Annotated in this window: 11 protein-coding genes; 7 read left to right on the top strand and 4 right to left on the bottom strand. The window is 69.8% G+C overall.

Going from position 1 to position 12267, the window contains the following annotated elements; all coding sequences use genetic code 11:
- Nucleotides 1–35: 35 nt before the first annotated feature.
- The 4 genes from ACO03V_RS11740 to sdhC are packed head-to-tail and all read right to left on the bottom strand — an operon-like array spanning nt 36 to nt 3592.
- The gene (locus tag ACO03V_RS11740; RefSeq protein ID WP_367729477.1) at nt 36–821 is read right to left on the bottom strand and encodes a succinate dehydrogenase iron-sulfur subunit; all 786 of its coding nucleotides are present in this window, start codon (nt 819–821) and stop codon (nt 36–38) included.
- Nucleotides 821–2650 carry a succinate dehydrogenase flavoprotein subunit gene (gene sdhA, locus ACO03V_RS11735; RefSeq protein WP_367729479.1) on the bottom strand — a complete coding sequence of 610 codons (1830 nt, stop codon included), beginning with the start codon at nt 2648–2650 and terminating at the stop codon, nt 821–823. The genes ACO03V_RS11740 and sdhA overlap by 1 nt, the downstream gene beginning before the upstream one ends.
- 49 nt (nt 2651–2699) lie before the next feature.
- Nucleotides 2700–3158, bottom strand: coding sequence for a succinate dehydrogenase hydrophobic membrane anchor subunit (locus ACO03V_RS11730; RefSeq protein WP_367729481.1), 459 nt, complete (start codon nt 3156–3158; stop codon nt 2700–2702).
- Nucleotides 3158–3592, bottom strand: a complete 435-nt coding sequence (sdhC, locus tag ACO03V_RS11725; protein ID WP_387055486.1) for a succinate dehydrogenase, cytochrome b556 subunit — start codon at nt 3590–3592, stop codon at nt 3158–3160. The genes ACO03V_RS11730 and sdhC overlap by 1 nt, the downstream gene beginning before the upstream one ends.
- A gap of 198 nt (nt 3593–3790) precedes the next feature.
- Here sdhC and ACO03V_RS11720 point away from each other — a divergent pair, with 198 nt between their 5' ends.
- The 7 genes from ACO03V_RS11720 (at nt 3791) to ACO03V_RS11690 (ending at nt 12261) form a co-directional block, all read left to right on the top strand.
- On the top strand, nt 3791–4909 hold the full coding sequence (locus tag ACO03V_RS11720) for a mannose-1-phosphate guanylyltransferase (RefSeq protein ID WP_367729484.1): 1119 nt from the start codon (nt 3791–3793) through the stop codon (nt 4907–4909).
- Nucleotides 4910–5144: 235 nt separating this feature from the next.
- Nucleotides 5145–6209: a BMP family lipoprotein gene (locus ACO03V_RS11715; protein WP_367730835.1), complete on the top strand. Its 1065-nt coding sequence runs from the start codon at nt 5145–5147 to the stop codon at nt 6207–6209.
- A 139-nt stretch (nt 6210–6348) separates the two neighbouring features.
- On the top strand, nt 6349–7869 hold the full coding sequence (locus ACO03V_RS11710; RefSeq protein ID WP_367729505.1) for an ABC transporter ATP-binding protein: 1521 nt from the start codon (nt 6349–6351) through the stop codon (nt 7867–7869).
- Nucleotides 7866–9224 carry an ABC transporter permease gene (locus ACO03V_RS11705; protein WP_423137701.1) on the top strand — a complete coding sequence of 453 codons (1359 nt, stop codon included), beginning with the start codon at nt 7866–7868 and terminating at the stop codon, nt 9222–9224. The genes ACO03V_RS11710 and ACO03V_RS11705 overlap by 4 nt, the downstream gene beginning before the upstream one ends.
- Nucleotides 9221–10519 (top strand): ABC transporter permease, encoded by a 1299-nt coding sequence (locus ACO03V_RS11700; RefSeq protein ID WP_423137700.1) that lies wholly within the window; start codon nt 9221–9223, stop codon nt 10517–10519. The genes ACO03V_RS11705 and ACO03V_RS11700 overlap by 4 nt, the downstream gene beginning before the upstream one ends.
- A 48-nt stretch (nt 10520–10567) precedes the next feature.
- Nucleotides 10568–10969 (top strand): cytidine deaminase, encoded by a 402-nt coding sequence (locus ACO03V_RS11695; protein ID WP_367729509.1) that lies wholly within the window; start codon nt 10568–10570, stop codon nt 10967–10969.
- Nucleotides 10966–12261, top strand: a complete 1296-nt coding sequence (locus ACO03V_RS11690; protein WP_387055494.1) for a thymidine phosphorylase — start codon at nt 10966–10968, stop codon at nt 12259–12261. The genes ACO03V_RS11695 and ACO03V_RS11690 overlap by 4 nt, the downstream gene beginning before the upstream one ends.
- Nucleotides 12262–12267: the final 6 nt, after the last annotated feature.

Genomic DNA, 12267 nt, shown 5'->3' with positions numbered 1-12267 from the left:
CCCGAAGGACCGCCCCCGCTTCGGGAGAGGGATGCTCAGCGACCGCCGCGGAGGACCGCCTGCTTGACCTCGGCGATGGCCTTGGTGACCTCGATGCCACGGGGGCACGCCTCGGTGCAGTTGAAGGTCGTGCGGCAGCGCCACACGCCCTCCTTGTCGTTGAGGATGTCCAGACGCACGTCGCCCGCGTCGTCGCGCGAGTCGAAGATGAACCGGTGCGCGTTCACGATCGCCGCCGGGCCGAAGTACTGGCCGTCGGTCCAGAAGACGGGGCACGACGAGGTGCACGCGGCGCACAGGATGCACTTGGTGGTGTCGTCGAAGACCTCGCGGTCGACGATCGACTGCACGCGCTCCTTGCCCGGCTCGGGCTTGGAGCTCGAGATGAGGAACGGCTGCACCTCGCGGTAGGAGGCGAAGAACGGCTCCATGTCGACGATGAGGTCCTTCTCGAGCGGCAGGCCCTTGATCGCCTCGACGTAGATCGGCTGCGAGATGTCGAGGTCCTTGATGAGGGTCTTGCACGCCAGACGGTTGCGGCCGTTGATGCGCATGGCATCCGATCCGCAGATGCCGTGCGCGCAGGAGCGGCGGAACGCGAGCGAGCCGTCGACCTCCCACTTGATCTTGTGCAGCGCGTCGAGGACGCGGTCCGTCGAGTACAGCTCGACATCGTAGTCCACCCAGCGGGGCTCGTCGTCGACCTCGGGGTTGAAGCGACGGACGTTGAAGGTGACGATGAACGACTGGATGCCGGTGTCGGCGGGAGCCTGCTCAATCTCGTCGGAGGTGTCGACGGTGTCGATGACGGTGGATGCCATCAGTACTTCCTCTCCAGGGGCGGGTAGCGCAGCTCGCCGGCCTCGTTCTTGGTGAACACCACGGGCTTCCAGCCCAGCTCGATGTGATCGGCGGGGTGCGACGAGTGGGGGTCGCCGGACAGGTACGCCATGGTGTGCTGCATGTACTTCTCGTCGTCGCGCGTCGGGAAGTCGTCGCGCATGTGACCGCCGCGGCTCTCCTCGCGGTTCTGCGCGGAGTAGACGACGACCTCGGCGAGGTCGAGCAGGAAGCCCAGCTCGACGGCCTCGAGCAGGTCGGTGTTGAACCGCTTGCCCTTGTCGTCGACGTGGACGTTCTTGTAGCGCTCGCGCAGGTCGGCGATGACGTCGAGGACGTGGGCGAGGGACTCGTGGGTGCGGAACACCTGGGCGCCCTTGTCCATCTCGTCCTGCAGCGTCTTGCGGAGGACGGCGATGCGCTCGGTGCCGCTGTTGTTGCGCAGACCCTCGATGAGGCCGCGGACCTCGGCCGCGGGGTCCTCGGGCAGCGGCACGAAGTCGGCCGTCTTGACGTACTCGACCGCGTTGCGGCCGGCGCGCTTGCCGAAGACGTTGATGTCCAGCAGCGAGTTGGTGCCGAGGCGGTTCGAGCCGTGCACGGAGACGCACGCGCACTCGCCCGCGGCGTACAGGCCCGGGACCACGGTGTCGTTGTCCGAGAGGACCTCCGCCTTGACGTTGGTCGGGATGCCGCCCATCGCGTAGTGCGCCGTCGGCATGACCGGCACGGGCTCGACGACCGGGTCGACGCCGAGGTAGGTGCGGGCAAACTCGGTGATGTCGGGGAGCTTGGTCTCGAGGACCTCGGCGCCCAGGTGCGTGCAGTCCAGCAGCACGTAGTCGCGGTGCGGCCCGGCTCCGCGGCCCTCGGCCACCTCCTGCACCATGCAGCGGGCGACGATGTCGCGGGGCGCGAGGTCCTTGATGGTCGGCGCGTAGCGCTCCATGAAGCGCTCACCGCTGGCGTTGCGGAGGATCGCGCCCTCGCCGCGGGCGCCCTCCGTCAGCAGGATCCCCAAGCCCGCGAGGCCGGTCGGGTGGAACTGGAAGAACTCCATGTCCTCCAGCGGCAGGCCCTTGCGCCAGACGATGCCGACGCCGTCACCGGTGAGGGTGTGGGCGTTCGAGGTCGTCTTGAAGATCTTGCCGAAGCCGCCGGTCGCGAAGACCACGGCCTTGGACTGGAAGACGTGCAGCTCGCCGGTGGCGAGGTCGTAGGCGACGACGCCCGCGACCTGGGTCCCGCCCTTGCCGTCCTTCACCGTGATGAGGTCGAGGACGTAGAACTCGTTGAAGAAGTTGATGCCGAGCTTGACGCAGTTCTGGAACAGCGTCTGCAGGATCATGTGGCCGGTGCGGTCGGCGGCGTAGCAGGCGCGGCGCACGGGCGTCTTGCCGTGGTCGGCGGTGTGGCCGCCGAAGCGACGCTGGTCGATCTTGCCCTCGGGCGTGCGGTTGAACGGCAGGCCCATGTTCTCGAGGTCGATGACCGCGTCGATGGCCTCCTTGGCGAGGATCTCGGCCGCGTCCTGGTCGACGAGGTAGTCGCCGCCCTTGACGGTGTCGAAGGTGTGCCACTCCCACGAGTCCTCTTCGACGTTGGCCAGGGCCGCCGCCATGCCGCCCTGCGCCGCACCGGTGTGCGAGCGCGTCGGGTACAGCTTGGAGATGACGGCGGTCTTCGCGCCCGGCCCTGCCTCGATCGCGGCGCGCATGCCGGCGCCGCCGGCGCCCACGATGACGATGTCGAACTGGTGGTAGTGCACGCCGTCCTTGACGATCGTGTCCGCGCTGGTCTGAGTGCTCACGTGTGCAATGCCTCTGCTGTCAGTCGAAGGGGGGAGGGATGCCGCAGGCTCACGCCGCCTGGCAGGTCTCCCACAGGATGCTGCTCTCGGTGACGCCGATGCAGGGGTCGAAGGTGAAGACCACGAGCGTGCCGAGCAGGATGAGGAACGCCGCCGACAGCCAGAGCGACCAGACGAGGATGCGGCGCACGGTGGCGTTCGGGACGTAGTCGTTGACGATCGTGCGCATGCCGTTGGCGCCGTGGATCAGGGCGAGCCAGAGCATGAGGACGTCCCACCACTGCCAGAACGGCGAGGCGAGCTTGCCGGCGACGAACGCGAAGTCGATCTGGTGGATGCCGTCACCGGTCATCAGGTTGACGAAGAGGTGACCGAAGATGAGGACGATCAGCAGCACGCCGGAGGCGCGCATGTAGATCCAGCCCCACTTCTCCAGGTTGGACCCCTTCTTGCGCACGCTGGGCGTGCGGGGGGCGGGGATCGTGGCGGCTTCCTGGGCGACGGACATCAGTGGCTCCCGGTGACGGCGCTGAAGACGTTGATGAGGTGGCGCGGCGTGAAGCCGGCCATCGTGACGACCCAGAGGCCGAGAACGCCCCACCACAGCTGACGCTGGTGACGCGTGGCCCAGGGCCAGAAGTCGACGAGGATGATGCGCAGGCCGTTGAAGGCGTGGTACGCGATCGCTCCGACGAGGGCGACCTCGCCGAGTCCCATGATGGGGTTCTTGTAGGTGCCGATCACCGCGTCGTACGCCTCGGGCGAGACGCGGATGAGCGCCGTGTCGAGGATGTGCACGAGCAGGAAGAAGAAGATGGCGACACCGGTGATGCGGTGCAGGACCCACGACCACATGCCCTCGCGACCGCGGTAGAGCGTTCCGCGCGGCACCTTCGAGGTGGTCTCCTTCACCGACAGCGTGGCGCGTGGTGATGCTGACACGGTCGTCCTCCCTGATCGAACACGATGGCGAGGCTCCGAAGCCCCAGGCGTCACACGGGCGCTCATGAATACTACGTCTGGGCTGTGAACGCGGGGGATTAGGCCCCCCTAACAGTCTCTCGACATCGAGATAAACGGCGCCCGGATTCACCCGCGGCGTGGCACGGCGCGGGCGATCCCCGCCGCTAGGGTCGGACCATGGCCGAACCTGCGCTCGACGACTTCTACGCCGTGATCCCCGCCGGAGGGATCGGCAGCCGCCTGTGGCCGCTCTCGCGGGCGGATGCGCCGAAGTTCCTCCACGACCTCACCGGGTCGGGGCAGACGCTCCTCCGCGACACGTGGGACCGTCTCGCCCCCCTGTCCGGGGAGGACCGCATCGCCGTGGTGACCGGACGGGCCCACCGCGCGGCGGTGGAGCGCGAGCTGCCGGGCATCGCCGACCACAACGTCTTCCTCGAGTCGGAGCCGCGCGACTCCAGCGCCGCCATCGGCCTGGCCGCCGCGATCCTCGTGCGCCGCGAGCCCGACGTCGTGATCGGCTCGTTCGCCGCCGACCACGTCATCCGCGGCGCGCGCGTGTTCGACTTCGCCGTGCGGCAGGCCGTCGCGGTGGCGCGGGCCGGCTACATCTGCACCATCGGCATCCAGCCGACGGAGCCGTCGGTGGGCTTCGGCTACATCAAGAAGGCCGGCGAGCTCGTCGTGGACGACGCCCCCGAGGCCGCGCTCGTCGAGCGCTTCGTCGAGAAGCCCGATCTGGACACCGCGCGGGAGTACTTCGCCGACCGCGCCTACCTGTGGAACGCGGGCATGTTCATCTCCCGCGCCGACGTGCTGCTGGCCGAGCTCGAGAGGAACGAGCCCGAGCTGCACGCCGGTCTCATCGAGCTGGCCGAGGCCTGGGACGACCGCGCGCGCCGGGGCCCGGCGGTCGACCGCATCTGGCCCACCCTGAAGAAGATCGCCATCGACTACGCGGTCGCCGAGCCCGCCGCCGAGCGCGGACGCCTCGCGGTCATCCCCGGGCACTTCGACTGGGACGACGTGGGGGACTTCGCGAGCCTCGCGAAGCTCAACTCCACCGGCGGACGCAACGAGCTGGCGATCCTCGGCAACGAGGCGCGCGTGCTCGCGGACGCCTCCAGCGGCATCGTCGTGACGCAGACCAAGCGCGTCATCAGCCTCGTCGGCGTCCGCGACATCGTCGTGGTCGACACCCCCGACGCCCTCCTCGTCACCACGAGCGAGCACGCCCAGCGGGTCAAGGGCGTCGTCGACGCGTTGAAGCTGACCGGTCGCGGCGACGTCCTTTAGACACCGGATGCCACCCCGGGTGGCATCCGGTACCGCCCCCTCACCGCTCGTGTGGCAGGCGCGTGACGCGATATTGCGTCTTTGTAACCATTGCGCCGAGCGCCGCCCCCGTGGCCGCGGGCGCGCCGTCGCAATAGGTAACGTGACTCCATCGTCCCCCGAACCCGTTGGGGGCATCCGTCTTGGAGGACCATTCGTGAACACCACGAAGAAGGCCGTCGTCAGCGGCCTGGCCATGATCGGCGCCGCGGCGCTGCTCGCCGGTTGCGGCGCCGCACCCGAGGGCAACGGCGCGTCCGGAGGCGCCGCCGGTGCCAGCGACTACCTGCCCTGCATGGTGTCGGACGCCGGTGGCTTCGACGACAAGTCGTTCAACCAGCTCGGCAAGGAGGGCGTCGACGCCGCCGCCGCCGAGCTCGGCTCGCAGACGCCGATCGAGGTCGAGTCGCAGTCCGAGACGGACTACGCGTCGAACCTCTCGAGCCTCGTGGACCAGGGCTGCAACACCATCATCACCGTCGGCTTCCTCCTCGCCCCCGCCGCCCTCGAGTCGGCTCAGGCGAACCCCGACATCGAGTACATCTCGATCGACGACACCGTCGACCAGGACTTCGACGGTCAGACCGACGCCCCGAACATCAAGCCGATCATCTTCGACACCGCGCAGGCGGCGTTCCTCGCCGGCTACCTCGCCGCGGGCACCTCGCAGACCGGCGTCGTCGGCACCTTCGGCGGTCTGAACATCCCGACCGTCACCATCTTCATGGACGGCTTCGCGCAGGGCATCGAGCGCTACAACGAGGACAACGGCGCCAGCGTCCGCCTCGTCGGCTGGGACCGCGCCGCGCAGGACGGCTCCTTCACCGGTGGCTTCGAGGCCAACGACGCCGCGCGCCAGACCGCGCAGGCGATCATCGACCAGAACGTCGACGTGCTGCTGCCCGTCGGCGGCCCGATCTACCAGTCGGCCGCCGTCGCCATCCAGGACGCGGGCCGCGAGATCGCGCTCGTCGGCGTCGACGCCGACGTGTACGAGACCGACCCCGGCATCGGCGACCTGCTCCTCACCTCGATCCTCAAGGGCATCGACGTGGGCACGCAGGACGCCGTCGTCGCCGCCGGCAACGGCGAGTTCGACGCGGCGCCGTTCGTCGGCACCCTCGAGAACGAGGGCGTCGGTCTGGCCCCGTACCACGACTGGGCCGACCGCGTCCCCGCCGAGCTGACCTCGCAGATCGAGGAGCTCCAGGCGGCCATCATCAGCGGCGACATCACCGTCGAGTCCTACCTCAACGGCTGAGTCCATCGCTCCAGGGGAGGTCGGCGTCCGCCGGCCTCCCCTCCCTTATGCACGCTCCACCCGCACGATCCGCTCACGAGGCGGATCCCGGTACTGGACGCCCACCGCGTCCGGGCCCGCAGAACTTAGGATCGGGAACATGAAGCTCGAACTCCGCGGGATCACGAAGATCTTCGGGTCCCTGGTGGCGAACGATCACATCGACCTCACTGTCGAGGCCGGAGAGATCCATTGCCTGCTCGGCGAGAACGGCGCCGGCAAGTCCACCCTGATGAACGTCCTCTACGGCCTGTACCAGGCCGACGGGGGAGAGATCCTGCTCGACGACGCCGTCCAGCACTTCTCCGGCCCCGGCGACGCGATGCGCGCGGGCATCGGCATGGTGCACCAGCACTTCATGCTGATCCCGGTGTTCACCGTCGCCGAGAACGTCATGCTCGGGCACGAGCCGACCCGGTTCGGCGGCCGCCTCGACCTGCCCGCCGCGCGGGCGAAGGTGAAGGAGATCTCCGACCGCTTCGGATTCGACGTCGACCCCGACGCCCTCGTCGACGACCTGCCGGTCGGCGTGCAGCAGCGCGTCGAGATCATCAAAGCGCTCTCGCGCGACGCGAAGGTCCTCGTCTTCGACGAGCCGACCGCCGTGCTGACCCCGCAGGAGACCGACGAGCTGATGTCGATCATGCGACAGCTCAAGGCCGCCGGCACGTCCATCGTCTTCATCACACACAAGCTCCGCGAGGTCCGCGAGGTCGCGGACCGCATCACGGTCATCCGCCTCGGCAAGGTCGTCGGCGAGGCGCAGCCGACGGCATCCAACGCCGAGCTGGCCTCGCTGATGGTCGGACGCGCCGTCGAGCTCACCGTGCAGAAGGACGCGCCCACGCTCGGCGACGTCGGCCTGACCGTGACCGGCCTCACCGTCGTCGACGCGATCGGTCAGAAGGTCGTCAACGACGTCAGCTTCGAGGTGCGCCGCGGCGAGGTCCTCGCCATCGCCGGCGTGCAGGGCAACGGCCAGACTGAGCTCACGGAGGCCCTCGTCGGCCTGCAGGAGCGCGTCGAGGGGTCCGTCGTGCTCGACGGCGTCGAGCTCTCGGGCTCCTCCGTGCGGCGCGTGCTGGACGCCGGCGTCGGATTCGTGCCCGAGGACCGCAAGGAGGACGGGCTCGTCGGCGAGTTCTCCATCGCCGAGAACCTCATGCTCGACCGCGCGGACGGCGCCCCCTTCGTCAAGGGCGGCACGCTGCAGCTGTCGACCCTGTCCGACTTCGCCCGCGAGAAGGTGGCGGAGTTCGACGTGCGCACGCCGTCGATCGAGACGCCGGTGGGCCGCCTGTCCGGCGGCAACCAGCAGAAGGTCGTCCTGGCGCGCGAGCTGAGCCGCGAGCTCCGCCTCTTCGTCGCGGCCCAGCCCACCCGCGGTGTGGATGTCGGGTCGATCGAGTTCATCCACAAGCGCGTCGTCGAGACGCGCGACGCCGGCGTCCCCGTCATCGTCGTGTCCACCGAGCTCGACGAGGTGACCGCCCTCGCCGACCGCATCATGGTGATGTACCGGGGCCGCGTGGTCGGCATCGTGCCCGGCGACACCTCCCGCGACGTGCTGGGCCTCATGATGGCCGGCGAAGCGCCCGAGAACGAAGGAGTCGCCGCGTGAGCGATCCGCACAGCCCGCAGGACCCGGACGTCTCGCAGGCCGACCGCGCCTCCGAGGCGAGCGCGACTACCGACGCCGCGGCCTCGCGGTCCGCGACCGTCGCCCCCTCCGCGGCAGCCCGCGTGCTGCCGACCACCCCGCCGGACGACTCCGGCCGCTGGCAGCGCGCGCTGCGCGAGATCGCCACCGGCAACGCGATCATCTCCGTCCTCGCCGTCGTGCTCGCGCTCGTCGTGGGCGCCATCATGATCGCCGTCACGGATGAGAACGTGCAGGCGACCGCCGGCTACTTCTTCGCCCGTCCCGGCGACACGTTCGCCGCGATCTGGCAGTCGGTCTCGGGGGCCTACTCCTCCTTCTTCCAGGGAGCGATCTACAACTTCCGGCGCCCGGAGTTCGCCACCGGCATCCGTCCGCTCACCGAGACCCTCACCTTCGCCACCCCGCTCATCGCGGCGGGCCTCGGCGTCGCGCTCGCCTTCCGTGTGGGCATGTTCAACATCGGCGGGCGCGGGCAGATGCTCGTCGCCGCGGCCGCGGGCGGCTACGTCGCCTTCGCGTTCGACCTGCCGTGGGGCCTGCACGCCCTGCTCGCCCTCGTGGCCGGCGTCGCGGCCGGCGCGATCTGGGCCGGCATCGCGGGCGTGCTCAAGGCGCGCACCGGGGCGCACGAGGTGATCGTCACGATCATGCTCAACTACGTCGGGTTCTACCTCGTCTACTACATGCTGCGCACCCCGGGCCTGCTGCAGGCCCCCGGCTCCAGCAACCCCACGACGCCGGCCATGAAGGACACCGCGGTGTTCCCCGACCTGCTCGGGCCGAGCTACAACCTGCACTTCGGGTTCATCCTCTCCATCGCGGCCGTCGTCCTGGTCTGGTGGATCCTCGAGCGCTCGTCGCTGGGCTTCCGGTTCCGTGCGGTCGGCCTGAACCCGAACGCGGCCCGCGTGGCCGGCATCAACGTCAAGTCGATGTACGTCTACGCGATGCTCATCTCCGGTGCGCTCATCGGTCTCGCGGGCGTCGACCAGGTGCTCGGCACCGTGACGACCGGCTTCTCGAGCGGCATCGACGCGGGCATCGGCTTCGACGCCATCACCGTGGCCCTGCTGGGCCGCTCCACCCCCGTGGGCGTCCTCGTCGCCGGCATCCTGTTCGGGGCCTTCAAGGCCGGCGGCTTCGCCATGCAGGCGGCCAACGGCGTGCCCATCGACATCGTCCTGGTCGTGCAGTCGCTCATCGTGCTCTTCATCGCGGCCCCGCCGCTGGTGCGCGCGATCTTCCGCCTGCCGGCCCCGGGAGCGCGTCAGCCGAGGGCCCGCGCCCTCAAGAAGAAGGAGGCGGTCAAGTGAGCACCACCGCGCAGCACCACGCGGCCGCCCCGCAGCCCGAGGCGCTCGACACGGCCGTCGTCGTCAGCTGGAAGGCGCCGATCGTCTACGGCGTCATCACCGTGCTCGCCGCGGTCCTGTTCGTCATCGCCCGTCAGGATGGCGACGCGGTGTTCCGCCTGTCGAGCCCGGGGGAGTTCTTCGAGCTGCCCGAGGTCACCCTCGGCGGCGTCGTCACCGGTGCCGTCTGCACCGTCCTGCTCGCCGTCATCACCGGTGTGAGCGCCTTCCTCGTGCGGGCGCGCCGCCGCCCGCCGATCTGGCTCGCCGTGGTCTTCGCCGTGGTGTTCATGGTCGGCTTCCTCACGTGGGCCGCGGCGGGCGCGACGACCTCGGTCATCCCGCTCACCGGCCTGCTCGCCGGTGGCCTCAGCCTGTCGGTCCCGCTGATCTTCGGCGCGATGGCCGGCGTCCTGAGCGAGCGCGTCGGCGTCGTCAACATCGCGATCGAGGGTCAGCTGCTGGCCGGCGCCTTCACGTCGGCCGTCGTGGCGACGGCGACCGGCAACCCGTTCGCCGGTCTGCTCGCTGCGGGTGTCTCGGGCGTGCTCGTGTCGTTCGTCCTCGCGGCGTTCGCGATCAAGTACTTCGTCGACCAGGTCATCGTGGGCGTCGTGCTCAACGTCCTCGTCGTGGGCCTCACGAGCTTCCTGTTCTCGCAGCTGCTCGCCCCCAACGCGGCTACGCTCAACTCCCCGCCGCGCTTCCCGCGCGTGCCGATCCCGTTCCTCGCGGACATCCCCGTGATCGGTCCGATGCTGTTCAACCAGACGGTCATCGTGTACCTGATGTACGTCACCGTCCTCGCGGTCTACATCGGGCTGTTCCACACGCGCTGGGGTCTGCGTCTGCGCGCCGTGGGCGAGCACCCGCAGGCGGCGGACACTGTGGGCATCAACATCGCGAAGACCCGCTTCTGGAACGTCTCGCTCGGCGGCGCCATCGCCGGCCTGGGCGGCGCGTTCTTCACCCTCGGGTCCGTGGGCGCCTTCAACAAGGAGATGACGGCGGGCGCGGGCTACATCGCCCTCGCGGCGGTCATCTTCGGACAGTGGGACCCCATCCGCGCGACCCTCGCCGCCCTGTTGTTCGGCTTCGCGTCGAACCTGCAGAACACCCTCGGCGTCATCGGCTCGCCCGTGCCCAGCGAGTTCATGCTCATGCTGCCGTACGTGGTGACGATCTTCGCCGTCGCCGGACTCGTCGGGAAGGTCCGCGGTCCCGCGGCCGCCGGCAAACCGTATATCAAGGGCTGACGCCCGCCCGCTCCATCCGCTGAACCCGAGAGGATCCCCCGCTTCACGATGACCGACATCGACTGGGACGAACTGCGCACGGCCGCCACCGAGGCCATGCAGAAGGCCTACGTGCCCTATTCCCGCTTCAAGGTGGGCGCCGCCGCGCTCGTCGCCGACGGACGCATCGTCTCGGGGTGCAACGTCGAGAACGCGTCCTACGGCGTCACCCTCTGCGCGGAGTGCGGCCTGGTCTCGGCCCTCCACATGTCCGGGGGCGGCCAGCTCGTGGCCTTCGTGTGCGTCGACGGGCAGGGGCGGACCCTCATGCCCTGCGGCCGCTGCCGTCAGCTGCTGTACGAACACGCCATCCCCGGGATGCTGCTCGAGACGGTCAGCGGCATCCGGACCATCGACGAGGTCCTGCCGGACGCGTTCGGTCCTCGCGACCTCGAGGAGGCGGCGCGATGAGCGGCTCGGTCGAGGCGTACGACGCCGTCGACGTCATCCGCGCCCAGCGTGACGGACGCCCCGTCTCGGAGGGAGAGCTCCGCTGGCTCGTCGACGCGTACACGCGCGGCTACGTCATGGACGCGCAGATGTCGGCGTTCACGATGGCGGTCCTCCTGAACGGGTTGGGACGCGACCAGATCCGGGTGCTGACGGACGCCATGATCGCCTCGGGCGAGCGCATGGACTTCTCGTCTCTCGGCAAGACGACCGTGGACAAGCACTCCACCGGCGGCGTCGGCGACAAGATCACCCTGCCGCTGGCCCCGCTCGTCGCGGCGTTCGGCGTCGCGGTCCCGCAGCTGTCCGGCCGCGGTCTCGGTCACACCGGCGGCACGCTCGACAAGCTCGAGTCCATCCCCGGATGGCGCGCGGCGCTGTCGAACGACGAGATCATGGCGCAGCTGCGCGACGTCGGCGCGGTCATCTGCGCCGCCGGCACCGGTCTCGCCCCGGCCGACAAGAAGCTGTACGCGCTGCGCGACGTCACCGGCACCGTCGAGGCGATCCCGCTCATCGCCTCGAGCATCATGTCGAAGAAGATCGCGGAGGGCACCGACTCCCTCGTCCTCGACGTGAAGTTCGGCTCCGGCGCGTTCATGCAGGACATCGACCGCGCGCGCGAGCTCGCCGAGACGATGGTGGCCCTGGGCACCGACTCGGGCGTGAACACCACGGCGCTGCTCACCGACATGAACACCCCCCTCGGCCTCGCGATCGGCAACGCCAACGAGGTGCGCGAGTCGGTCGAGGTGCTCGCCGGCGGCGGACCGGCCGACGTGGTCGAGCTGACCGTCGCCCTCGCCCGCGAGATGCTCGCCCTCGCCGGTCAGCCGGACGCGGACGTCGAGGCCGCCCTCTCCGACGGCCGCGCGATGGACGTCTGGAAGCGGATGATCCGCGCCCAGGACGGGGATCCGGATGCCGCCCTCCCGACGCCCCGCGAGACGCACACCGTCGTGGCGGACCGCTCGGGCGTCGTCACCCGGATCGAGGCGCTGCCCTTCGGCATCGGGGCCTGGCGTCTCGGGGCGGGACGCGCGCGTGCCGAGGACGCCGTCGTGCACGCCGCGGGCATCGACCTGCACGCGACCGTCGGCCAGACGGTCACCGCCGGTCAGCCGCTGTTCACCCTCTCGGCCGATGATGGGACGCGCTTCGAGCGGGCCCTCGCGGCCGTCGACGGGGCGTGGGAGATCGGCGACGACGCTCCCGCGGCCACCCCGCTCGTCCGCGAGCGCATCACCGCGTGACGGCAC

Origin of the sequence: Microbacterium sp. HMH0099 (assembly GCF_049384025.1) — a bacterium.
Classification (GTDB): domain Bacteria; phylum Actinomycetota; class Actinomycetes; order Actinomycetales; family Microbacteriaceae; genus Microbacterium.
The sequence above is the reverse complement of the archived record's forward strand: the minus strand, read 5'-3'. Positions and strand labels throughout refer to the sequence as shown.

Excerpts from the sequence above, each read along its gene's own strand:
- ACO03V_RS11740 (WP_367729477.1), bottom strand. The coding sequence starts at position 821 with ATGGCATCCACCGTCATCGACACCGTCGACACCTCCGACGAGATTGAG.
- ACO03V_RS11730 (WP_367729481.1), bottom strand. The coding sequence starts at position 3,158 with ATGTCCGTCGCCCAGGAAGCCGCCACGATCCCCGCCCCCCGCACGCCC.
- ACO03V_RS11720 (WP_367729484.1), top strand. The coding sequence starts at position 3,791 with ATGGCCGAACCTGCGCTCGACGACTTCTACGCCGTGATCCCCGCCGGA.
- ACO03V_RS11715 (WP_367730835.1), top strand. The coding sequence starts at position 5,145 with ATGATCGGCGCCGCGGCGCTGCTCGCCGGTTGCGGCGCCGCACCCGAG.
- ACO03V_RS11710 (WP_367729505.1), top strand. The coding sequence starts at position 6,349 with ATGAAGCTCGAACTCCGCGGGATCACGAAGATCTTCGGGTCCCTGGTG.
- ACO03V_RS11695 (WP_367729509.1), top strand. The coding sequence starts at position 10,568 with ATGACCGACATCGACTGGGACGAACTGCGCACGGCCGCCACCGAGGCC.
- ACO03V_RS11690 (WP_387055494.1), top strand. The coding sequence starts at position 10,966 with ATGAGCGGCTCGGTCGAGGCGTACGACGCCGTCGACGTCATCCGCGCC.